At 66.7% G+C, this 22,932-nt stretch carries 22 protein-coding genes and 1 other RNA gene; 1 reads left to right on the top strand and 22 read right to left on the bottom strand.

Features of this window, described 5'->3' with window-relative positions:
* Positions 1-86: 86 nt before the first annotated feature.
* The 16 genes from serA to ruvC form a co-directional block, all read right to left on the bottom strand.
* Complete coding sequence (gene serA, locus RBB46_RS11290; protein WP_306029079.1) at positions 87-1,673, bottom strand: phosphoglycerate dehydrogenase; 1,587 nt, start codon at positions 1,671-1,673, stop codon at positions 87-89.
* Positions 1,674-1,783: 110 nt separating this feature from the next.
* Positions 1,784-2,959 (bottom strand): phosphoserine transaminase, encoded by a 1,176-nt coding sequence (locus RBB46_RS11295; RefSeq protein ID WP_306029080.1) that lies wholly within the window; start codon positions 2,957-2,959, stop codon positions 1,784-1,786.
* A gap of 333 nt (positions 2,960-3,292) precedes the next feature.
* Positions 3,293-4,090 carry an outer membrane protein gene (locus tag RBB46_RS11300; RefSeq protein WP_306029081.1) on the bottom strand — a complete coding sequence of 266 codons (798 nt, stop codon included), beginning with the start codon at positions 4,088-4,090 and terminating at the stop codon, positions 3,293-3,295.
* Positions 4,091-4,371: 281 nt separating this feature from the next.
* Complete coding sequence (glmM, locus tag RBB46_RS11305; protein ID WP_306029082.1) at positions 4,372-5,718, bottom strand: phosphoglucosamine mutase; 1,347 nt, start codon at positions 5,716-5,718, stop codon at positions 4,372-4,374.
* Positions 5,719-5,998: 280 nt separating this feature from the next.
* Positions 5,999-7,930: an ATP-dependent zinc metalloprotease FtsH gene (ftsH, locus tag RBB46_RS11310; protein WP_306029083.1), complete on the bottom strand. Its 1,932-nt coding sequence runs from the start codon at positions 7,928-7,930 to the stop codon at positions 5,999-6,001.
* A 129-nt stretch (positions 7,931-8,059) separates the two neighbouring features.
* Entirely contained in the window at positions 8,060-9,397 is a 1,338-nt protein-coding gene (tilS, locus tag RBB46_RS11315) for a tRNA lysidine(34) synthetase TilS (protein WP_306029084.1), read from the bottom strand.
* Positions 9,384-10,406 carry a tol-pal system protein YbgF gene (ybgF, locus tag RBB46_RS11320; RefSeq protein WP_306029085.1) on the bottom strand — a complete coding sequence of 341 codons (1,023 nt, stop codon included), beginning with the start codon at positions 10,404-10,406 and terminating at the stop codon, positions 9,384-9,386. Before ybgF ends, tilS begins: the two co-directional genes overlap by 14 nt.
* A 254-nt stretch (positions 10,407-10,660) precedes the next feature.
* On the bottom strand, positions 10,661-11,143 hold the full coding sequence (gene pal, locus RBB46_RS11325) for a peptidoglycan-associated lipoprotein Pal (protein ID WP_306029112.1): 483 nt from the start codon (positions 11,141-11,143) through the stop codon (positions 10,661-10,663).
* Between the two features lie 144 nt (positions 11,144-11,287).
* Complete coding sequence (gene tolB, locus RBB46_RS11330) at positions 11,288-12,643, bottom strand: Tol-Pal system beta propeller repeat protein TolB (RefSeq protein WP_306029113.1); 1,356 nt, start codon at positions 12,641-12,643, stop codon at positions 11,288-11,290.
* A 235-nt stretch (positions 12,644-12,878) separates the two neighbouring features.
* Positions 12,879-13,829, bottom strand: a complete 951-nt coding sequence (locus RBB46_RS11335; protein ID WP_306029086.1) for a cell envelope biogenesis protein TolA — start codon at positions 13,827-13,829, stop codon at positions 12,879-12,881.
* Between the two features lie 4 nt (positions 13,830-13,833).
* Positions 13,834-14,283 (bottom strand): protein TolR, encoded by a 450-nt coding sequence (gene tolR, locus RBB46_RS11340; protein WP_306029087.1) that lies wholly within the window; start codon positions 14,281-14,283, stop codon positions 13,834-13,836.
* Between the two features lie 4 nt (positions 14,284-14,287).
* The gene (tolQ, locus tag RBB46_RS11345) at positions 14,288-15,001 is read right to left on the bottom strand and encodes a protein TolQ (protein WP_306029088.1); all 714 of its coding nucleotides are present in this window, start codon (positions 14,999-15,001) and stop codon (positions 14,288-14,290) included.
* Between the two features lie 187 nt (positions 15,002-15,188).
* Positions 15,189-15,701 carry a tol-pal system-associated acyl-CoA thioesterase gene (ybgC, locus tag RBB46_RS11350; RefSeq protein WP_306029089.1) on the bottom strand — a complete coding sequence of 171 codons (513 nt, stop codon included), beginning with the start codon at positions 15,699-15,701 and terminating at the stop codon, positions 15,189-15,191.
* The gene (gene ruvB, locus RBB46_RS11355; RefSeq protein ID WP_306029090.1) at positions 15,685-16,734 is read right to left on the bottom strand and encodes a Holliday junction branch migration DNA helicase RuvB; all 1,050 of its coding nucleotides are present in this window, start codon (positions 16,732-16,734) and stop codon (positions 15,685-15,687) included. The genes ybgC and ruvB overlap by 17 nt, the downstream gene beginning before the upstream one ends.
* A complete protein-coding gene (gene ruvA / locus RBB46_RS11360; protein ID WP_306029091.1) occupies positions 16,731-17,345 on the bottom strand; it encodes a Holliday junction branch migration protein RuvA in 615 nt (204 codons plus the stop codon). The genes ruvB and ruvA overlap by 4 nt, the downstream gene beginning before the upstream one ends.
* Before the next feature lie 31 nt (positions 17,346-17,376).
* The gene (gene ruvC / locus RBB46_RS11365) at positions 17,377-17,895 is read right to left on the bottom strand and encodes a crossover junction endodeoxyribonuclease RuvC (protein ID WP_306029092.1); all 519 of its coding nucleotides are present in this window, start codon (positions 17,893-17,895) and stop codon (positions 17,377-17,379) included.
* A gap of 199 nt (positions 17,896-18,094) precedes the next feature.
* Between ruvC and RBB46_RS11370 the strand changes: the two genes are divergently transcribed.
* Positions 18,095-18,871, top strand: coding sequence for a sulfite exporter TauE/SafE family protein (locus RBB46_RS11370; protein WP_306029093.1), 777 nt, complete (start codon positions 18,095-18,097; stop codon positions 18,869-18,871).
* 12 nt (positions 18,872-18,883) lie between these two features.
* On the opposite strand, the gene RBB46_RS11375 is transcribed toward RBB46_RS11370, so the two are convergent.
* The 6 genes from RBB46_RS11375 to RBB46_RS11400 form a co-directional block, all read right to left on the bottom strand.
* Complete coding sequence (locus RBB46_RS11375; RefSeq protein ID WP_306029094.1) at positions 18,884-19,633, bottom strand: YebC/PmpR family DNA-binding transcriptional regulator; 750 nt, start codon at positions 19,631-19,633, stop codon at positions 18,884-18,886.
* Positions 19,634-19,964: 331 nt separating this feature from the next.
* Positions 19,965-20,792: a TIGR00282 family metallophosphoesterase gene (locus RBB46_RS11380; RefSeq protein ID WP_306029095.1), complete on the bottom strand. Its 828-nt coding sequence runs from the start codon at positions 20,790-20,792 to the stop codon at positions 19,965-19,967.
* Positions 20,793-20,794: 2 nt separating this feature from the next.
* Positions 20,795-21,439: a 5-formyltetrahydrofolate cyclo-ligase gene (locus RBB46_RS11385; RefSeq protein ID WP_306029096.1), complete on the bottom strand. Its 645-nt coding sequence runs from the start codon at positions 21,437-21,439 to the stop codon at positions 20,795-20,797.
* 134 nt (positions 21,440-21,573) lie between these two features.
* Positions 21,574-21,729: non-coding RNA, 6S RNA (ssrS, locus tag RBB46_RS11390), on the bottom strand.
* A gap of 106 nt (positions 21,730-21,835) precedes the next feature.
* Positions 21,836-22,213 (bottom strand): cell division protein ZapA, encoded by a 378-nt coding sequence (locus RBB46_RS11395; RefSeq protein ID WP_306029097.1) that lies wholly within the window; start codon positions 22,211-22,213, stop codon positions 21,836-21,838.
* A gap of 23 nt (positions 22,214-22,236) precedes the next feature.
* Positions 22,237-22,575: a DUF4164 domain-containing protein gene (locus RBB46_RS11400; protein ID WP_306029098.1), complete on the bottom strand. Its 339-nt coding sequence runs from the start codon at positions 22,573-22,575 to the stop codon at positions 22,237-22,239.
* Positions 22,576-22,932 lie beyond the last annotated feature (357 nt).

Below are 22,932 nucleotides of genomic sequence, written 5' to 3' on the forward strand. Positions count from 1 at the left end.
CCGGCCTACCCAAGGACGCTGACGACAAAGGGCCGGAGCGGCAGCGCTCCGGCCCTTTTCATGTTGCAGCGGTCAATCGCCGGTTGTCAGAAGCGCAGCGGCTTTGCCTGCTTCACATGCGGCAGGCTGGTGATGCGCTCAAGCACGGCTGCCGGCACTTCGCCGTCCACCTCGACGAGGCAGATCGCGTCCTCGCCCGGTGCGGTGCGGCCAAGGTTGAACGTCGCGATATTGACACCCGCCTCGCCGAGCACCGTCCCCAGATGGCCGATGAAGCCGGGCTTGTCCTCGTTGGTGACATAAAGCATGTGGGGGCCGAGTTCGGCCTCCATGTTGATGCCCTTCACCTGGATGACGCGCGGCTTGCCGTCGGCGAAGACCGTGCCGGCAACGGAGCGTTCCTGGCGCTCGGTCTTCACCGTCAGGCGGATATAGCTCTCATAGGCGCCTGCCTGGCCGCGGCGCACCTCCTCCACCGGGATGCCGCGCTCGCGCGCCATGATCGGGGCGGAGACCATGTTCACGGTCTGCAGCAACGGCTGGAGAATGCCCGTGAGCGCTGCCGCCGTCAGCGCCTTGACGTTCATCTCCGCGACCTCGCCCTCGTATTCCAGCCGGATGCCGGACAGACCTGTTTCCGTCAGTTGACCGGCGAAGGAACCAAGCAGTTCGGCAAGCTTGACAAAGGGTGTCAGGCGCGGGGCTTCCTCGGCCGTGATCGAGGGCATGTTGAGCGCGTTGGAAACCGCGCCCTTGACCAGGTAGTCCGACATCTGCTCGGCGACCTGCAGGGCGACGTTTTCCTGCGCCTCGCTCGTCGAGGCGCCCAGATGCGGCGTGCACACCAGGTTCGGTGCGCCGAAAAGAATGTTCTCGGTCGCCGGTTCCTCGACAAAGACGTCGACGCCGGCGCCGCCGACCTTGCCGCTGTCGAGGGCGGCGCGCAGGGCTTGTTCGTCGATCAGCCCGCCGCGTGCGCAGTTGATCAATATGACCCCGTCTCGCATCTTCGCAATCGCCGCCGCGTCGATGATGTTGCGCGTCTTGTCGGTCAATGGCGTGTGCAGCGAGATGACTTCGGCGCGTGCGAACAGCGTGTCGAGATCGACCTTCTCGACGCCCAGGTCGATGGCCCGCTCGTCGGACAGGAACGGATCATAGGCGATGACACGCATCTTCAGCCCGATCGCGCGATCGGCGACGATCGAGCCGATATTGCCGCAACCGATCAGGCCGAGCGTCTTGGAGGTGATCTCCGCGCCCATGAATTTCGACTTTTCCCACTTGCCGGCCTGGGTCGAGGCATCGGCCCGCGGTACCTGGCGGGCAACCGCGAACATCATCGCGATAGCATGTTCGGCCGTGGTGATCGAGTTGCCGAACGGCGTGTTCATGACGATCACGCCCTTGGCGGAGGCTGCCGTGATGTCGACATTGTCGACCCCGATGCCGGCACGGCCGACGACTTTCAGCCGGTCGGCTGCGGCGAGCAGCTTGTCGGTGACCTTGGTCGCCGAGCGGATTGCAAGGCCGTCATATTGGCCGATCGCGGCGAGGAGCTTGTCCTTGTCCTTGCCCAGGTCTGGCAGGTAGTCGACCTCGACGCCGCGCGACTTGAAAATCTCGACGGCCGCAGCCGAAAGCTTGTCGGAAATCAGGACCCTCGGGGCCATTGGCTTGTCTCCCTGACTGGCCGCCGCCCGGATATGTCCCGCAAGGGACATGCCGGACTGCGACCGGATCTGTTGCCATGCATTGTCGGAAATGAAAGCGGCTGGACCGCTCAGGCAGCCTTGCCGAGCGCTTGCAATTCACGCTCGAATGCCCAGTCGAGCCACGGCAGCAATGCCGTGACGTCGGATGTCTCGACAGTCGCTCCGCACCAGATGCGGAAGCCGCTCGGCGCATCGCGATAGGCGCCGATGTCATGGGCGACGCCGGCCTTGTCGAGCGCGCCGGCCATGGCCTTGGCGAAGGCGGCCTGCCCGTCGGCGTCGAGACCGGTGACCCTCGGATCGACGATCCGCAGGCAGACCGAGGTGTTGGACCGCGTTGCCGGGTCGCTCGCCAGGAAATCCACCCAGCCGGTGCGCCCGACCCAATCGGCAACCGCCCCCGCGTTGGCGTCCGCCCTGGCGATCAGTGCCGGGAGCCCGCCAAGATCCCGCGCCCATTTCAGCGCGTCGATATAGTCCTCGACGCAGAGCATGGACGGGGTGTTGATGGTCTCGCCCTTGAAGATGCCCTCGATCAGCTTGCCGCCCTTGGTCAGGCGGAAGACTTTCGGCATCGGCCAGGCCGGCGTATGGCTCTCCAGCCGTTCGACGGCGCGCGGGCTCAGGATGAGCATGCCATGCGCCGCCTCGCCGCCCAGCACCTTTTGCCAGGAGAAGGTAACGACATCGAGCTTGGCGAAATCGAGCGGCTGGGCGAAGGCGGCCGACGTGGCGTCGCAGATGGTCAGACCCTCGCGGCCCGCCGCGATCCACTCCGCATCCGGCACGCGCACGCCGGAGGTGGTGCCGTTCCAGGTGAAGATCACGTCACGGGAAAAATCCGGCGTCGAAAGATCGACGATCTCGCCGTAACCGGCCTCCAGGACACGCACGTCCTTGAGGCGGAGTTGCTTGACCACATCCGTGACCCAGCCCGAACCGAAGCTCTCCCACGCCAGGACGTCAACGCCGCGCGCGCCCAGAAGCGACCACATGGCCATTTCCATGGCGCCCGTGTCGGACGCCGGAACGATACCGATGCGATAGTCGTCGGGAACCTGCAGGATCTGGCGGGTAAGGTCGATGGCCTCGGCAAGTTTCGCCTTGCCGGGCTTGGCCCGGTGCGAGCGGCCGAGTGGCGCGTCGGACAGCGCTTCGGCGGACCAGCCGGGGCGTTTGGCGCAGGGACCTGAGGAAAAACGGGGATTCTCCGGCCGCACGGCCGGTTCGATATGCTGTGTCATGAACTATCCTTCCAGATAGGTGCCCCTCGTTGGGGAGGGGTGTCCCACGGACGGAGATAGCCGAAGTGACACAGGCCTGCAAGCGGTGAAAAAGACGGAGGCAGAGGCAGACAGCTCCGATTCGGACGTACCGGATGGCCGGTCAGGGCAACGCGTGCTGCGCCCTGGATGACATCCCGCCGGTCTATTTCCCTTTGATTGCAAAGGCGAAACGAAAACGGGGAACCGGGTTTGCACCCGGTTCCCCTGGATCTGGCGTTCCTGGCGGGAACGTGTCGCGAAACGGGTCCCGCCGCGCCGCGCCGCCGGCGGGCCGGCGGCCGCTGGCCGGGATCAGTAACGCGTGATGATCGGCTCTTCGATGAAGGACGGGCCGGAATTGAACGTGTAGCGCATGCCGACGCGGAACTCGTGAGCCGCAAGATCCTCGTAGCGGATCTTGTAGGACGGGTTGCCGCCGCCCGTGGAGAAGCTCTTGGAATAGGCATTGCCGATGTTCAGGTAGCGGTAACCCGCATCGATCGACCAGTTCGGGGTGACCGCGTAGGAACCACCGGCCATCAGCGCCCAGGAGAAGTTCCAGGTGCTGTCGCCCGGATAGGTGCCGGAGACACCGTTCGGGTTGGCGAACTTGATGTTGCTGGTCGTCACGTAGGACGTGCCGACGCCGGCGCCGACATAGGGCGTGAAACCGCCCCAGGTGCCGATGTCGATGTAGCCGTTGACCAGAAGGGTCAGCACGTCGATATCGGCCGTCTCCGTGGAGAACCCGCCAAGGCCGGGTCCGCCGCAAGGGGCGGGACAGGGCGCGTAGCCCTTGACACGTGCCGGGAATTCATAGTCCAGCGTCAGGTCGCCGCGCAGGTAGTCGCTGAACTTGTAGCCGACACCGACACCGACCATGCCGGTGTTGTTCAGCTTCTCGTTGGAGAAAGCCGTCGGGCCGTAGGCGACGCTCGGTGACTGGTACACCTTGTAGCCGATGTCGCCGCGCAAATACCAGCCGCCCGTAACAACCGGCACCTGCGGAACGTGCTCGATCACGGGGATCGGCATGTCTGCTGCATGGACGGCTGACGAGACGATCATCGCGACGCCAGCCAGGCAAAGTTTCTTGATATGGCTGCTCATGTCTCGGTCCTCGTTGAATGCGTCCGAACACTCTTTTCCTGCCGGCCGCGCACGTGAAACACGAGAGTAGATTTGCTGAAAATGCTTAAGACGGGCTTAACCGTAATATTTAACCGTGATTTTTTACCTTAACAAAGAGTAAATCTTTCCTCCTGCTTTGGCAGTCGGCAACAACTGTCCACCGTTCTTCGCAAATCGTTAACCATAGAGGTGAAACCGAGCGCTCCGAACCTCTCCGGGAAGTTCCGTGCGCCCGCGCGCTTCCCGCCCGGATCGCCTGCTCAGGCGGCCGCGTGGGCAACCGCGTCGGCGATCCGGTCGACGACACCGGCCAGCACATCCTCGTTGTCGGCCTCACCCATCACGCGGATCAAGGGTTCGGTGCCGGAGGCACGTATGAGCAGGCGTCCGGAATTGCCGAGCGTCTTGCGGCCCTCTTCTATGGCCGCCTGCACGGACGGATTGTCCAGCGGGGTGGCGCCGGCATAGCGCACGTTCTTGAGGATCTGGGGCACGGGATCGAAGCGACGGCAGACCTCTGAAACCGGCCGGCCCAGTTTCGACACGCAGGCCAGAACCTGCAGGGCGGCAACGAGGCCATCGCCGGTCGTCGCGAAATCGGACAGGACGATATGGCCGGACTGCTCGCCGCCGACATTGTAGCCGTGCTGGCGCATGTGCTCGACCACGTAGCGATCGCCGACCTTGGTGCGGGCCAGCGTCAGGCCGAGGCCGCCGAGATAGCGTTCCAGGCCGAGATTGGACATCACCGTTGCGACGATGCCGGAGGCTGCCAGACGGCCATCCTCCAGCCACGACTGAGCCACAACCGCCATCAACTGGTCGCCGTCGACGACCCGTCCGTTCTCGTCGACGATGATCACCCGGTCGGCATCGCCGTCGAGCGCGATACCGATATCGGCGCGCACCTCATGCACCTTCTGGCACAGGGCTTCCGTATCGGTGGAACCGCATTTGAGATTGATATTGTAGCCATCCGGATCCACGCCGATGGCGATCACTTCCGCGCCCAGTTCCCACAGCACCTCGGGCGCCACCTTGTAGGCAGCGCCATTGGCGCAATCGACGACGATCCTCAGACCCGCCAGGCTCATCTCGCGCGGCAGCGTGCGCTTGGCGAATTCCACGTAGCGATCGCGCATGCCGTCGATGCGCTTGGCGCGGCCGAGATCGGACGGCGCGGCGAGCTGGCGCGACAGGTCCTGGTCGATCAACGTCTCGATTTCCTTCTCCACCCCGTCCGACAGCTTGTAGCCGTCCGGGCCGAAGAACTTGATGCCATTGTCGTGATAGGGATTGTGCGAGGCGGAGATCATCACGCCGAGATCGGCACGCACCGAGCGCGTCAGCATCGCAACCGCGGGGGTGGGCATCGGGCCGAGCAGCAGCACATCGAGACCGACGGCGGTGAAGCCGGCAACCAGCGCGTTCTCGATCATGTAGCCGGAGAGCCGCGTGTCCTTGCCGATCACCACCCGGTGGCGGTGCGAACCGTTGCGGAAGGAAAGTCCCGCGGCCATGCCCACCTTGAGCGCGATTTCCGGCGTCATCGGTGCGCGATTGGCCGTGCCGCGAATGCCGTCGGTTCCGAAATACTTGCGTGTCATGTCGACCCTGTCGTTTCCCGTGGCTCCGGATGCCGCAGCGCTCACAGGCGCCTGCCGGCATTCCGGCCCGCCCTTCGCGCTCGCGCGCGATGCCGGACGAACCGTCGAACCCTGTCTCCACGCGCGCCGCTTCTGCCGGCATCGCGCGGACCCTCCATGTATCACCATGCTCGCATGAAGAGGTTCAAAATTTGTTTTCGTTCGTAACAGTCCGCACAACGCAAACGCCCGGCAGGAAGCCTGCCGGGCGTTGTCACGATCATCGCTCGCTGCGGGCCTGTCAGCCTTGCGGCTGGGGCTCCATGCCGCCGGTCGGGGCATCGCCCTCGCCGCGACGCTTGGCGCCGGTCTTGGGCACCGCCGAGGCCCGTGCCGTCGGCTGGTCGTCATCGGTGTCGCGGACCGGCGGCTTGCCATCGAGCAGGTCCTTGATCTCGTCGCCGGACAGCGTCTCGTATTCGAGCAGGCCGTTGGCGATGACATGGAGCTGCTGCTCGTGCTCGGAAAGCACCCGCTTGGCCGTCTCGTAGCCGGTGTTGACGAAGGACTTGATCTCCGCGTCGACGATGCGCTGCGTGTCCTCCGACACATGCTGGTTCTTGGCCACAGAATGGCCGAGGAACACCTCTTCCTGATTCTCGCCGTAGAGCAGCGGGCCGAGCTTGTCGGACATGCCGAACTGGGTCGCCATCGCCCGTGCCAGCTTGGTTGCCATCTGGATGTCGCCCGACGCGCCCGAGGTCACCTTCTCATAGCCGAAGATCATCTCCTCGGCGACGCGCCCGCCCATGGCAACGGCGAGATCCGCCTTGCACTTGGCCCGGGTCAGCGACACCTGGTCCTTCTCCGGCAGGCGCATGACCATGCCGAGCGCCCGTCCACGCGGAATGATGGTCGCCTTGTGGATCGGGTCGGAAGCCGGCATGTGCAACGCGACCAGCGCATGGCCGGCCTCGTGATAGGCGGTCAGCTTTTTCTCTTCCTCGGTCATCACCAGGGTGCGGCGCTCCGCGCCCATCATGACCTTGTCCTTGGCATCCTCGAATTCGGCCATGGTGACGAGACGCTTGCCGCGCCGGGCGGCCAGCAGCGCCGCCTCGTTGACGAGGTTCATCAGGTCTGCACCTGAAAAACCGGGCGTGCCGCGCGCCAGCGTGCGCACATTGACATCCGGTGCCAGCGGCACCTTGCGCATATGCACCTTGAGGATCTTCTCGCGACCGGTGACGTCCGGGTTCGGCACGACAATCTGCCGGTCGAAGCGGCCCGGGCGCAGCAAGGCCGGATCAAGCACATCCGGACGGTTGGTCGCGGCGATGATGATGACGCCCTCGTTCGGCTCGAAGCCGTCCATCTCCACCAGGAGCTGGTTCAGCGTCTGCTCGCGCTCGTCATTGCCACCGCCAAGGCCGGCGCCGCGATGACGGCCGACCGCGTCGATCTCGTCGATGAAGATGATGCAGGGCGCGTTCTTCTTTGCCTGCTCGAACATGTCGCGCACGCGGCTGGCGCCGACGCCGACGAACATCTCGACGAAATCGGAGCCGGAGATGGTGAAGAAGGGCACGTTCGCCTCACCGGCGACGGCTCGCGCGGTCAGCGTCTTGCCGGTGCCCGGCGGGCCGACCAGCAGCACGCCGCGCGGAATGCGACCGCCCAGGCGCTGGAACTTCTGCGGATCGCGCAGGAACTCGACGATCTCCTGCAGGTCTTCCTTGGCCTCGTCGATGCCGGCGACGTCCTCGAAGGTGACGCGGCCATGCGCCTCGGTCAGGAGCTTCGCCTTGGACTTGCCGAAGCCCATCGCCTTGCCGCCGGCCCCGCCCTGCATCTGGCGCATCACGAAGATCCAGATGCCGAGGATGATCAGCATCGGGAACCACGAGATCAGCGCGCCGATCAACGAGAAGCTCTCCTGCGGCGGACGCGCGGTGATGCTGACCCCCTTGGAGCGGAGGATCTCGATATATTCTCCGGCGGTTTCGGGTGCGTAGGACTGGAACGTGCCGCCGCTGTTGTACTTGCCGAGGACCTGCTGACCCTGAATGGTCACTTCCCTGACATCTCCCTGCTCCGCCTGGTTCAGGAACTGGGAAAAGGGAATGGTGTTCGGCTCGGCCCGCTGGCCAGGGTTCTGGAACAGCTGGAAAAGAGCGATCAGCAGCAGGCCGATGATCACCCAGAGGGCGAAATTGCGAAAATTGGCGTTCATTAGCGGTTCCTTCGCCCCGCCGGCGTGGCGGTTTGCGCTGGGGACATGATCTCTATAGCCAAGATAGGTCCCGCAAGGGGGACTGCCAAGGCGGCGAAGAAGATTCGCATGAAACAGGTCTCATTTTTCTTAAATTTCATCACGATCGAAGGGATTTGAGGCAAGTTCCCGCCGCCACAGGCTTTCCTCCCCCGTCAATCTGGCAAGCCGGACGCCCTGCGGCGGCGATCCGCCCAGTCCGGGACAATAGGCCGCATCCTCCCCAAGGTGCAGGAGCGGTGCCGCATTGAATGCGGCGACTGGCCAGTCGCCGGCCGCCGAGCGCGGGAACGGCGAGGCCGCCAGCGACCCCAATGCGGTGACCTCGCCGCAGGCACCGACTGGCAGGACGAGTTCGAAACGGCGGTCGAAGACGAAGCGTCCCGGGCCGCGTGCCGCGAGCGGCGCGATTCCCCCGCGCCCGCTCTCTCGCCACAAGAACAGCATCTCCCCGCGACGACGGGCGACGACCCCGGCAAGCGTCGACTGCACGGAAGGCCCGCCCGCAAGCTGCCCGGCTAGCCGCTCCAGCCGCTCCAGCCGCGGCGGATAGGCCTCTCCTCCGGTCATCCTCAGCAACCGCGCCAGCAACCGCAGCAGGACCTCGCGCGGCAGGCCGGCAAGGTCCGTGACGGCCACGCGCACCGGCCCGGCCGGATGGAACGTCGCATGCCGGGCGAGGGTCTGCTCGACAAGCACGTCGAGCGCGGCGGCGGCGCGCGCCAGGCGCCCCGCCGTCCGTCCCAGCGTTTCCGCGTCGAGCCCCTCACCCGCAAGCTGAGGCATCAGCGCCCGCATCCGGGTCCGCGTGTAGGCGACATCGTCGTTGGAAGGGTCCTCGCACCAGGGCACGTCCGCCACCCGGCAGGTCGCCACCAGTCGCTCCTTGGCAAAGACGAGCAGCGGCCGCAGGACCGGCAGCGACAGCCCTTCGTCATCCTGCCAGGCCGCGATCCCATCCATGGCGGCAAGACCGTAGACGCCGCTTCCCCGCGCCAGGCGGATCAGGAAGGTTTCCGCCTGGTCATCGAGATGATGGGCCAGCACAAGGGCCTCGGCACCAAGCTCCCGGGCGGCGGCGACAAGCAACGCCTGCCTCGCGGCACGCGCCCCGGCCTGGCGGTTGGAGGCGGGCTTGGGCCCCGACCAGACAAGGATCCGGCAGGGCAGGCCCAGCCGGCCCGCAAGCGCTGCGACACCGCGCGCCTCGGCGGCGGATTCGCGGCGCAAGTCGTGATCGACGGTCAGGATATGAATTTCGGGTCCGTCCGGCCTGCGCGCGCGCCACGAGGCGACCAGCAGCAGCAAGGCGGTGGAGTCGGCGCCGCCCGAAACGGCCAGCGCGATACAGGAATGCCGGAGAAGCGGGGCGAACGCGGCATCGGCCTCGTCGTCACCGACCGGCCGGCCGCGATCAGGCGCAGCCACCGCTCTGCTTCTGGGCCTGGGCTTCGGCGCGGATCGGGGTCGGCGCACCGGGATATTTGGTCAGGAGTTCGCTGAAAGTCGCGCAAGCCGCATCGTTCTGGCCGATGCCCTTGAGCGAAAGCCCCAGCTTGAGCAGACTGTCAGTCACCTTGTTGCTGTCGGGATAGTCGGTATAGCTCTTCAGGAACGCATCCGCTGCGTCGCGATACTGCTTGCGCGCGAAATAGCTCTCGCCCAGCCAGAACTGGGCATTGGCCGCCAGCGGGTCGTTGGGATGCGAGGCCAGGAAGCGCGCAAAGCCCGCCTCTGCGCCGGCATAGTCGCCCGACAACACCATCGCATAGGCCGCGTCATAGTCGCCGCGCGGCGAGGAGACACCGGAAAGCGAGGCCGCGTCGAGCGTTCCGCTCGGCGCATTCGAAGGATCTGCACCCGGCAGGCCGGCATTGCCGATATCGCCGGGAACCGCAGGGTCGCCACCGCCGGAAAAACCACCCGACTGACCGCGTGCCAGCGCCGACAGATCGAGCGGGCCGGTGCCGGCCCCCTGATCCTGGTCTTGCCCCTGGCCATAACCGCCTGACGCTGCGAATTCCGCATCACCGCTGCCGGCCTCCGCCGGCAGCTGTCCGAGTGTTCCGTTCGCCGGACCGTAGCTCTCGGCCCCGCCCGTGCCCGCCCCGGCGCCAGCGACGGCATTGCCGCCGCCGCTGCCGGCATCGGACCGCTTGCCGCCGCTCTGCTCGAGCTGCTGCAGGCGATACTCGTTGTCTTCCTGCATCCGCCGGATCGTGTCCTGCAGCTGCCGGATCTGGAAATTGAGCTGCTCCACCTGGCCGGTCAGATTGCGCATCTGCTCCTCGACCTGGTTGAGCCGCACCGCGGCCTCGCTGTCATCGCGCGAGCCGAAGAGCTGCGCCGAGGCCGGCACCGGAATGAGCGAAATGGCGAACACGACCGCCACCGCGCAAAGAAAACTTCTCGAGATCATGGATTTCAATCGCTTCATACCTGTCCTCCGCCGTCGCAGCCGCGGCGGGTGCCGCAGGGCTGCCCGTGCGAACGCAATAGCACAGGGCGCCGCGACTTCGGCCAAATTTTGGCGCCAGGCCGTCTCTTAACCCCATCGGGACGGACAAATGCCGCGGTAAACAAAAAAAGCCGGAGCGGCGAACCGCTCCGGCCTCTTCAGCTTGCTATCGTCAGGCGAAGGCTCGCCGGTCGGTCATCGGTCGCGGCGTACTGGACCGCGCCGAGCGCGTCCTAGCTGCCCGCGTTGTCCAGCACGGTCACCGCACGACGGTTCTGCGTCCAGCAGCTCTCGTCGTTGCAGACCGCCACCGGGCGCTCCTTGCCGTAGGAAAGCGTCTTGATCCGGTTGCCCGGAATGCCGCGCGCGACGAGATAGTTGCGCACCGCATCGGCCCGGCGAGCGCCAAGCGCGATGTTGTACTGGCGCGTGCCGCGCTCGTCGGCATGACCTTCGATGGTCACCGTGTAGCGGCTGTAGCTGCGCAGCCACTGTGCCTGCTTGTCCAGGGTCGCCGTTGCCTGCGGCGCCAGCGTCGACTGGTCCTCGCCGAAAAACACCCGATCACCCACATTGACCACGAAGTCCTGGCCCGTGCCGGGCTGGACGTTGCCCGTCAGCCCGTCCGGCTTGGTCTGCGCGCAGGCTGCGAGCAGCATCGCGCCTGCGACAACGGAGGCAATGCGCGCGCCACGGCTTCGCATCCCGAAATTCATCATGAAACCACACTCCTGATCCCCACCGCCCCGACAGGGTAAACGCTTCTACAGCGAAACCGGTTAAGCACACGTTCACCGATATGGTTAACGTTTTCTTGCGCGCTTCGTGCGGATGGACCCCGCAAGCCTATCCCGCGGGCCTCATTCCAGCAAGGGAGACCATGCAGGGTCCGAACCGAAGGCCGGCGTCGGCAGGCGCTGCTCGTTGTAGCCGGTGAGATCCACCGTCCAAAGCTGCGGTCCGCCATTGGCGCCCGGCGTGTCGCGGAAGAACACCAGCACGCGGCCGTTCGGGGCCCAGGCCGGGCCCTCGTTGTGGTAACCCTCGGTCAGAACCCGCTCGGCCGAGCCATCCGGCTTCATCACACCGATCATGAAACGGCCCTGGTGCATCTTGGTGAAGGCGATCAGGTCGCCGCGCGGCGACCAGACCGGCGTCGAGTAACGGCCCGGGCCAAAGCTGATGCGTTGCGGATTGCCGCCGCCGGCATCCATCACATAGAGCTGCTGGGTGCCGCCCCGGTCGGATTCGAACACGATCCGCTGACCATCCGGCGAATAAGACGGGCTCGTATCGATGGCCGGCGTGTTGGTCAGCCGCGTGGTGCGCCGCGAGCGCAGGTCCATCTCGAAGATGTTGGCGTTGCCGCCCTGCTGCAGGCTCATCGCCACCCGCTGGCCATCCGGCGAGAAGCGCGGCGCGAAGGTCATGCCGGGGAAATTGCCGACCACTTCACGCTGCCCCGTCTCGATGTTGAGCAGGTAGACACGCGGGTCCGACCCGGCATAGGCCATATAGGTGACTTCCTGGCGCGAGGGCGAGAAGCGCGGCGTCAGCACGAGTTCGTCACCCTTGGTGAGGTAGCGCACATTGGCGCCGTCCTGATCCATGATCGCGAGGCGCTTGACGCGCTTGTCCTTGGTGCCGGTCTCGTCGATGAACACGACACGGGTATCGAAATAGCCCTTTTCGCCGGTCAGCCGCTCGTAGATCGCATCGGCGATGATATGCGCCATCCGCCTCCAGTTGTCGGAGGTCGTGTAGAACTGCTGCCCGAGCATCTGCTGGCCAGCGAACACGTCCCAAAGGCGAAATTCGGCGCGGATGCGGCCGTCGGACTGGCGCTCGATCGCCCCCACGACCAGCGCCTGTGCGCCGATCGGACGCCAAGAGGCGAATTGCGGCGGCGTGCTCACGTTGACCGTGGTCTCGATGAAGCTTGCCGGATCGAGCGGCCGGAACAGGCCGGAGCGGGTCAGGTCGGCGTTGATCACATCGGTGATGTCGCTTGCCAGCTTCTCCTCGCTGCCGGCTCCGGAAAACGCCGGGAGCGCGATCGGAAGAGGCTCGATATTGCCCTGCGTGATGTCGATCTCCACCACGGCGGCAGCGCGAGGCACCGGTAGCAGGCCGCTGCCCCACAGCACCGCCGCGAGAAGAAGGACGGCTGCGCGCGCGGCGCGCCGGGCCAGGCTGGCGGGTGCCGGTCTGATCATCGCTTTCAGCTCCATCAATCGTGGTCCCCCGGTCGGTTCCAGGCGCGCCCTGCGGGCACGCGCGGTCAGATCCATCGCCTTGAAATCCGTCATTTTCACGCCTTTCGCGCGTCCTCTTGCGGGCATTACCTCCGCAATTCCGGACGGTCGTCCCCGCAATCGGGCGGCAAGCCTCTGTAGCACAGGCCGCCAGGGGGTCGAAATTCCGGGCATTGCCCCGCCCACGTCGCCGCTCCTACCCGCCGAGCAATTCGCGCGGATCGAAGTTGATGATGACCTCGCGCCACGCGTCGTATTTCTCTGCCGGAAGCGAATAGGGCGCGCAGCGCAGCACAGCGCGACGCGCGCTTTCGGCCGCAATGCCGAAGGTCGGGTTGGCGCTCGAATTCATCACCTCGGGCCGCTGGTCGACCTCGCCTGCCGGCGTCAGGAACACTTTCAGCCGCACGTTCAGGTCGCCGGCGCCGGCCGCGCCCGCCGGCGGGTTCCAGCAGCGCGAGATCTGACCGCGCAGGGCATCGAGTTCCGACTGGCTCATCGTCACGCCGCTCAGTCCCTGCCGCGACCCGAGCGAGGCGGGCGTGTCGGTTTCCGAGGTTGCGCCACCGGCCGGATCGACCTTGTTGAGCAGGGCCGCGATCTGGTTCGGGTTGAAATCGTCGCGCTTCGGCTCCTGCCGCGGCGGCGGCGTCGGCTTGGATCGCGGCCGCACCGATGGCGGTGGCGGCGCCTCCGCGACCTTCTTCTCCGGTTCGGGCGCAGGCGCAGGTTCCGGCTCCGCCTTGGGCGCCGGCTGTTCGGGAGCCGGCGGTTCCGGCGCGGGCGGCGTCGGCGCGGTCGGCGTCGGCGGTTCCGGCGGTGCAGGTGTTGGATCGGGCGTCGGGGCAGGGGGAGGCGTCGGCTCGGGCGTTGCCTGGCGCGGTTTGGCCGCGGTCTTCTCCGCCGGCTTTTCCTGCGGCTCGGGTTCCTTCACCGGCTTCTCGGACGGCTTGGTTGCCTCGACTTCCCGGACTTCGGCGGTCTTCTCGCCGATCCGCAACCGGGTCAGTTCCGAAATCGGCACGAGATCCACGGGCAGGCTGTCGACCGGCGGGATGTCGAACGGTTTCGCATCGGGGAAGGACACCACTCCCCAAAGCAGCACGACCAGATGGCCGGCAGTCGATGCGATCAGCCCGACGCGCATGGGTTTACTGCTGCTCCTCGAGCGTCACGAGGCCGAGCCGCTTGTAGCCGGCCGCGTTGATGCGCCCCATCACCCGCATGATCGTTCCGTAATCCGCGTTCTCGTCACCGCGCACGAAGATGCGCTCCTCGTAGCCGTTGGCGGCAATGGCCTCCAGCTTCGGGATGACCTCCTCGGCGGCGATCTCCGTGTCCTGCATATAGATCCGCCCGTCGGCGGAGACGGAAATCGTGATCGGCTCGGTGGCGCCTTCCAGCGGCTTGGCCTGCGTTTCGGGCAGGTCGAGCGGCACGCCGACGGTGAGCAACGGCGCGGCCACCATGAAGATGATCAACAGCACCAGCATCACGTCGACGAAGGGCGTGACGTTGATTTCGCTCATCGGCTGCTGACGCCGCCGGCGCCGGCGACGTCCGCTGTGCTGGGCGCCTGCGCCCCCGGCCTGCATGCCCATCGGCTCAGCTCCTCTCGTCGATCTGGCGCGACAGGATGGCGGAGAACTCGTCGGCAAAGCCTTCCATGCGGGCGGACAGCTTGCCGGCATCGGCGGACAGCTTGTTGTAGGCGATCACCGCCGGGATGGCGGCCAGCAGTCCGAGCGCGGTGGCAAGCAGCGCCTCGGCGATGCCCGGCGCCACGACCGCAAGATTGGTGTTCTTCGACGCGGCAATGGCCTGGAACGACGTCATGATGCCCCAGACGGTGCCGAACAGGCCGATGAAGGGCGCCGCCGAACCGACGGTGGCCAGCACCAGCAGGCGCGCCTCCAGCCGCTCCGCCTCGCGCGCGATGGTCACGTCCATCACCCGGTCGATACGCTGCTGCAGGCTTGCGATCGCTGGTCGCGCCCCTTCATGGCTGCGTTTCCACTCGCGCATCGCGGCGATGAACAGTGCCGCCATCGAGTGATTGGCGCGCCCTGAAAGCGTGCGATACAGCTCCTCGAGCGACTGGCCGGACCAGAACACCGTCTCGAAGCGGTTCATCTGACGCTTGGTGCGCGTATACAAAAGCCACTTGTCGACGATGATCGCCCAACACCAGATCGAGGCGATGACAAGCCCGAACATGACGAGCTTGACCACCAGATGCGCCTGCAGGAAGAGCGCGAAGAAGGACATGTCGCCCTGCGGAGCCGCGAGGGTCGTTTGTGCTAGTTCCACGGGATTCATCTAATTCTGGACCTCTTGCCCGATACCATTGGCGCACATGCCGGATCGGTTGCCGGTTGCCCGTATCGATCGGGCCAGTCGGTTTGTCCGCTGATCGACCGCCTCAATGACGAGCGATTTTGGCGAAACTGGGACTGTTTCCGCCGATAACCTGCGGCATTAAGCCAGCGTTAAGGTTACTGCCGCGTTAAGACGCGCTCGTGTCGACCACGAGAAGCCGCGCGGCGAGCGCTTCGGGGAGCCGCCGGGGCCGACCGTCGGGCGAGATCACCGCGACGGTGACGCGAGCGGTGAACAGCGCCGCGCCGCCACGCCGCACCTCCTGCGCCAGCACGATGCGCGCGCCGCGCGCCTCCTCCAGCCGCGTCGTCACTTCCAGCAGGTCGTCGATGCGGGCCGGAGCGAGAAAGTCGATCTCCATGCGCCGCACGGCGAACGCCAACGGATCGCCGTGCTCGCCCTCCTGCAGGGCGCGATGATGAATGCCGCAAAGCCGCAGGAAATCGGAACGTCCGCGCTCGGCGAATTTCAGATAGGCGGCGTGATAGACGAGGCCGGTGAAATCGGTGTCCTCGTAATAGACGCGCAGTGCCAGCACGTGCCGCCCGGCCTCCAGCCGGCCGGAAATGTCCGGCCAGTCTCTGCCTGGAAAGTCTCCGGCCGGCAAGGCACCGCCCCTTTCGTCAGGTGTCGTCGTCATCGGTGAACAGTCCCATCTGCGGCATGGTCTCGCCCCCCGGCACGGCCAGTCCCAGATGCCGGAACGCCTGCGGCGTCAGGATCCGCCCGCGCGGCGTGCGCTGGATATAGCCCTGCTGGATCAGGTAGGGCTCGACGATCTCCTCGATCGCATCGCGCGGCTCCGACAGCGCGGCTGCGATCGTCTCGATGCCGACCGGCCCGCCGCCGAACTTCAGCGCGATCTGGTTGAGGTAGCGGCGGTCGAGCTGGTCGAGGCCGGCGCTGTCCACCTCCAGCTGGGTCAGCGCCTTGTCGGCGATCCCCGCGTCGACCTTCTCCTGTCCCGCAACGACGGCGAAATCCCGCACCCGGCGCAGCAGCCGGCCGGCAATGCGGGGCGTGCCGCGGGCGCGCCGGGCGATCTCCCGCGCCCCGTCTTCGCTCATGCCGAGCCCCAGGATCCGCGCCCCCCGCGTGACGATCAGTTCCAGTTCCTCGGCCGTGTAGAACTGCAGCCGCACCGGAATGCCGAACCGGTCGCGAAGGGGCGTCGTCAGAAGGCCGATACGGGTCGTCGCGGCAACCAGCGTGAACCGCGCCAGATCGATCTTCACCGATCGTGCCGCCGGACCCTCGCCGATGATCAGGTCGAGCTGGAAATCCTCCATCGCCGGATAGAGGACCTCCTCCACCGCCGGGCTGAGCCGGTGAATCTCGTCGATGAAGAGCACATCGCGGTCTTCCAGGTTGGTCAGGAGGGCCGCAAGATCGCCCGCCTTGGCGATGACCGGACCGGAGGTGGCGCGGAAGTTGACGCCGAGTTCGCGCGCCATGATCTGGGCGAGCGTCGTCTTGCCGAGGCCCGGCGGCCCGACGAAAAGCACGTGGTCGAGCGCCTCGCCGCGCGCCTTGGCGGCACCGATGAACACTTTCAGGTTGGCACGCGCCTGCGCCTGTCCGACGAAATCGTCGAGCACCTGGGGGCGCATCGTCGTGTCGATCTCGTCGCCGCGCACTTCCGGCGTGACGAGGCGGTCCCCGTCCTCGCTCATTTCGACAATTCCTTGAGCCCGAGCCGGATCAGCGTCGAGGCCTCGGCCTCCTCGCCGGCGCTCTTCACGGCGGCGGAGACCGCGGCACTGGCCTGTGCCGGCTGGTAGCCGAGGTTGACCAGCGCGGAGACGGCATCACCGACGGCCGTCGGAACCGCCGCCTTCGCCTGCTGCGCGGCGGAGATCGTGCCCGTGTCGACGCTGGCAAAGGCCGGCGCCTTGCTCTTCAACTCCGTGACGATGCGTTCGGCCACGCGCTTGCCGATGCCCGGCGCCCGGGCGATCTGGGCCGTGTCGCCCAGCGCGATCGCATTGGCGATCTCCGACGCCCTCATCACCCCGAGGGCCGCAAGCGCCACCTTGGCGCCGACGCCCTGCACCGTCATCAGCAGCTGGAACCAGGCCTTGTCGGCGCGCGAGCTGAAGCCATAGAGGCGGATCATGTCCTCGCGCACCATGGTCTCGATATGCAATTCCGCTGCCTCCCCGGGAGAGGGCAGTGACTGCAGCACCCGCACCGGCGCATAGACGAGATAGCCGACACCGCCGACATCCAGGATCAGGTGATCGTCGCCGATCTCGTCGACCCGGCCCTTCAGCTTTCCGATCATGTGCGGCACCCGCTCCCGAGGAACTCCATCGTCATTTCGCCAGCTTCTCCGCGATGCGCGCCGCTGCCGGGGTCACCCGGTGCTGCGCGTGGCAAATGGCAATGGCGAGCGCATCCGCCGCATCGTCCGAGTTGAACGTCGCCTTCGGCATCAGCACCTTCACCATCATGCGGATCTGTTCTTTCTCGGCATGACCCGTGCCGACCACCGTCTTCTTGACGAGGTTGGGTGCGTATTCGGCAACCCCGAGCCCGTTCAGGGCCGGCACGAGAAGCGCTATGCCTCGCGCCTGGCCGAGTTTCAGCGTCGCGCCGGCGTCCTTGTTGACGAAGGTCAATTCCACCGCCGCCTCGTCGGGCGCCTGCCGTGCCAGCACCTCCTGCAAGCCGTCATGCAGCTGCCGCAACCGGGCCGAGAGTTCCAGGCGATTGTCGGAGACCACCGTCCCGCTCGCCACGAAACCCATGCGGTTGCCCTCGACCACGATCACACCCCAGCCGGTGCGCCGAAGTCCGGGATCGATGCCGAGGATGCGAATCGCCGTTGCCATGGAACAAATCGGTAACGCCATTCGCGCGTCCTGACCAGCAGCGACATCGCCGGCGGGAGATCCAGGCCCCGATCCCGCCCGGGAACAGCCGTTTCGCGGGAGGCCACGCGCTTGCCTTTTCCTCGCCGGGGTGCAAGCTGGACACGACCCGCGCGGCGAAGCGGCCGGGCGCCCGCCACCAGTCCGGTTACGATTGCCCATGCCCCAGTTTCTTGCCGACCTTGCGGCTCGCCTTCCGGACACGCCGAGCCTCGTTCTGCTCGCCGCCGCGATTGTCATCGCCGGTCTGGTGCGCGGATTTTCCGGGTTCGGGGCGGCGATGATCTTCATGCCGGTCGCCTCGACCCTGATCGAGCCGCGCGCGGCGGCCGCCGGCTTCCTGGTGCTCGACGCCCTCGTCACCCTGCCGCTTGTCGCAGGGGCGCTACGCCGCTGTGACTGGTCGACCGTGTTGCCGGTCAGCCTCGCGGCGGTGGCGGTCGTGCCCCTCGGCGCGGCGATCCTTGCCACTGCCGACACGGAGGCGCTCAGATGGGGGCTCTCGACGATCGTGCTGGCGGCCGTCGCGCTGCTGCTGCTCGGCTGGCGTTACCAGGGCCGACCGCGGCTTGCCGCCTCGCTCGGTGTGGGCGCTGCCGCCGGACTGCTGTCCGGTGTGTCCCAGGTCGCCGGCCCCCCTGTGGTGGTGTTCTGGGCCGCCGGTCCCAACGAACCGGCGACGATCCGCGCCAATCTGATCACGTTTTTCGCCATCGCCAGCCTGGCCGCCTTCGCCGCCTTCTATTTCAACGGTTTCTACAATCTTGGCGTTGTCGCGCTGACGCTGGCGCTGGCCCCGGTCTACGGGCTGGGCATTCTTTCCGGAGCGCGGCTGTTCGGCACCGCGGCGCCGGCCGTCTACCGGCCGGTCGCCTACGGCATCATCCTGTTCGCCGCAATTTCCAGCCTTCCCGCGCTCGACGCATGGCTGCGGTGAAAGTGCACCTGCTCAGGCGGCCGTCAGGCTCGCCAGGGTCTCCTCGTCGACATCGAAGTTCGAGTAGACGTTCTGCACATCGTCGTCGTCCTCAAGCAGGCCGATGAGCTTCAGCATGGTCTGCGCCTTGTCGGCATCGACCGGGGTGAGCGTCTGCGGCTTCCAGATCGTCTTGACCGTCTCGGCCTCGCCGAGCGAGGCTTCCAGCGCCTTGGAAACGTCGCCAAGGTCCTCGAAGGCGCAGGTCACGACATGCGAGGTCTCGTCGGACTGGACGTCTTCCGCGCCCGCCTCGATCGCCGCCTCCAGAATCGCGTCGGCGCTGCCGGCCGCTGCCGGATAGACGATCTCGCCGACCCGGTCGAACATGAAGGCGACCGACCCGGTCTCGCCCATCGACCCGCCGCACTTGGAGAAATAGGAGCGCACGTTCGAGGCCGAGCGGTTGCGGTTGTCGGTCAGGATCTCGACGATCACCGCAACGCCGGCCGGGCCGTAGCCCTCGTAGCGCAGCTCCTCGTAATTGTCGCCCTCGCCCGCCTGCGACTTGTTGATCGCCCGCTGGATGTTGTCCTTGGGCATCGACTGCGCCTTGGCGTTCTGCACGGCAAGGCGCAGTCGCGGGTTGGCGTTGATGTCCGGTCCGCCCATCTTCGCCGCGACGGTGATCTCCTTCGACAGCTTGGAGAAGATCTTCGAGCGCACCGCGTCCTGGCGGCCCTTGCGGTGCATGATGTTCTTGAATTGGGAATGTCCGGCCATGTCGCTTCCTGGTTCGTGCTCGGGAACGCGGGCGGCATCGGCCGGACTTGCGCCGGCCGGACGCGGCATCCAGGCGCGTTCCTCCTGGAGTGGATCGCGGATCAGCGGGCACCCGACCGAATGCCGCGAAACTGATCCAGTTCAAAACTGCGGAACACCCTGGCCCGGCAAGGCCGGCGCCTGATGTCCCTGCGGGCGGGAACGGCCGGGGCCGTTGGCGCGCGCCCTGTCCTGCCTGCAATCGTTCAAGATCGGCGCGTTATAGGCTCGGGCCTTTCGAAAATCCAGCGTTGGCGTGCAAGCCGCGCCGCCGCCCGCGGGATCGCGCCGTTCAGCTCTCGCCCCAGCTGGAGGGAAGGACCTGCGACAGGCGGCCGCCGATCCGCAACGGCTCGATGGCAAGGGCAAGACCCGTCGTCTCGTCGACCTCGACCGCAACCCCGCACACGCTCGCCTCGCCCGAGGCCGGCGTGAACCGGCCGGAGGGGATCTTGCGCAGGAAACGCGATATCGGCTCGTCCTTTTCCATGCCGAGCACGGAATCATAATCGCCGCACATGCCGGCATCGCTCATATAGGCCGTGCCCCCCGGCAGGATCTGGTGATCGGCCGTCGGCACATGCGTATGGGTGCCCACGACCAGGCTTGCGCGCCCGTCGGCAAAGTGGCCCATCGCCTGCTTCTCGCTGGTCGCCTCGGCATGCATGTCGATGACGATGGCATCGGCGACCCGGCCGAGCGGCGTCGCCTCCAGCACCCGGTCGACGGCGGTGAAGGGATCGTCGAGACTGTCCATGAAGACACGCCCCATGACATTCATCACCAGGATCCGCGCGCCGTTGCGGGCCGTGAAAAGGTTGGCGCCACGTCCCGGCGCCCCTGGCGGAAAATTGAGGGGTCGCAGCAGCCGGTCCTGGCGCTCGATATAGACAAGCGTGTCGCGCTGGTCCCACACATGGTTGCCGGTCGTCACCACATCGGCACCCGCGTCAAGCACGTCCTGCAGGATCTCCTCGGTGATGCCGAACCCTGCGGCGGCGTTTTCCCCGTTGACGATCACGAAGTCGATACCGTGCCGGTCGACAAGCCGCGGCAGCGCGTCGATCGCCGCCTGCCGCCCGCTGCGCCCGACAAGGTCTCCCAGAAACAACAACCGCATGCTCAGCCATTCTCCGTGATGTCGATGAAACCCGTCTCGCAAAGGATCCGCTGCAGGCGGCGGTCATGCGCCTCCTCGGGCACCTCCTCCACCTGCTGGACCGAAAAGGCGATGCCGACCGTCATCGGCGGCGCGCCGCGGCGTGCCCCGATCGCGGCGATCGCCCGGTCGTAATAGCCCCGGCCGTAGCCGATCCGGGCCCCGCGCGTGTCGAAGGCGGCAAGCGGCACCAGCATGCAGTCGGGCACCAGTTCCTCCGCATCCGCCGGCGGCTCGACCGTGCCGAATCCGGCTCGCACCAGCTCGCTCTCGCGGGTCAGCCGCCGGAACACCAGATCGCCGCCGACGATCGCCGGCAGGCAGAGCGGGTGGCCGCGCACCCGGAGCGCATCCATCAGCGGGCGCGGATCGATCTCGTCGCGGATCGGCCAGAAGCCGGAAACAACGGACCCGGCAGGAAAGTCGAGTGCATCGACCGCCTCCGCCAGGCCAAGACCCGCCTCGATCCGCGCCAGTGGCGGTAACTGTCCCCGCCGGCCGAGCGCCAGCTTGCGGCACGCGGCCTTCGCCAGCGTCACGGTCGAGGGGTCCCCGGCCCTGATGGCCGATACGCTGGAGCCGGTCGGGAAACGGTCGGGGGCGGTCATGCGGCGCGCTCCGTGGAAGATCGGCAGGGAAACGGCGGGCGCGGGAGAGACGGCAATCGCCCGGCGCGCGGCTTGCGCGGACGGACCCCGGAAACGGGAGCCGCCGCATCGCACCGATGGAAGGGGGAGGTCATGACGTGGCCGCCTCGGCCGTTGGAGTTTGCAATCCCGGGAAACCTACTAAGTAGGTGGGCGCCGTGTCTCCCGGCCCACGGGCCGGGAAAGGAACAGCTCCCTAGGGATGCGTAAGGCCCCGGGGATATGTCTCCGGACGAACCGCGCAGCCACGCCGATACCGATATAGGGATGGTTCGCCCCGATTGACAACACACGTTTTCGCATGCCGGCTTCGCGCCGGTCACGCGGCAGCCGTCGCGCCCGGCATGCAAAGCCGTTTCAGGCATCGGCCGGTCGCATCGACTGGGCAAGACTGTCGGCCAGCGCCTCGACCCGCTCCGCCGCGGTGACGATCTTTTCAGCGATAGCCGCATCGCCGCGCGCGTTGCGCTCGAGCGCCGCCCTTCGGGCTTCGCGCAGGCTTTCCACCTCGTCCTGCAGCGCCGCAAGGCGCCGCTCGCGCTCCGCCAGTTCGTCGGTCACCATGATGCCGGCCATCACGGTCAGCCGCAAATCGCCGATCTCGCCGAAACTGCCGCGCAGGCTGTCGATGGCACTGTCGAAGCGCCGGGCGAGCGCGGTCAGCCGCTCCTCTTCCCCGTCGTCGCATGCCATCCGGAAACTGCGCCCGTTGATCGTGACGATAATCTGCGCCATTGCCGCGTTCCTCTCGCCCGCCCTTACCCGCCGTGGGTTTCAAGAACGGAACGGATCGATTCCATTGCCGAGACCAGACGCCGGGAGACCTCCCGGTTGGCATCTTCCAGGCGGGCGACGCGCGTTTCCGCCGTGTCGAGCGTTGCCGCCAGCGACGAGCGATCCTCGCCGAGCCGCTGCAGCTCGTCCTGCAGTCCGTTCAAGGACATGTCCGCCTCGAGCCGGCGCTGGACGGCGGCGTCGAGCCGGTTCACCGCGCGCGCCAGCCGGTCCAGCCCCGCCTCGACACTGTGGCCGGGCGAAACGGACGATCCCGAAAGACGGTGCTCGCCATCCGCCGTCATGCCCGATGTGTCGTCCATCGCGATCCCCGGTTGCCGCCAACTGCGTGCCTTGCTTTAAGGACGCGCGCGAAGCGCTTGTTAAAAGCCGCTATAGCATTCCTTTGTCCGCGATGCGAGATCGGCCGGCCGCCGGATGCATCTTCGCGGACAAGCGCGCGCAACCGGCAAGGCTGCGCATTCCTGCCATCCGCTTTGTTGACTCGCCCAAGGTTCCTGATATTTGTCGGGCCGCCTCGGCGGGGGTCCGGCGGCGGCCGGTCCCGGCCACCGAAAAACCGACATTGCCGGCGGCCCAGCGCCCCGGCCCGCGACCGGATATCCGGCGCGGCACCCGCCTCTCCCGGGTACAGCCGGGGACGCGGCACGGGGCGATCC

The sequence above is a fragment of the Stappia sp. MMSF_3263 genome, assembly GCF_030733745.1.
Classification (GTDB): domain Bacteria; phylum Pseudomonadota; class Alphaproteobacteria; order Rhizobiales; family Stappiaceae; genus Stappia.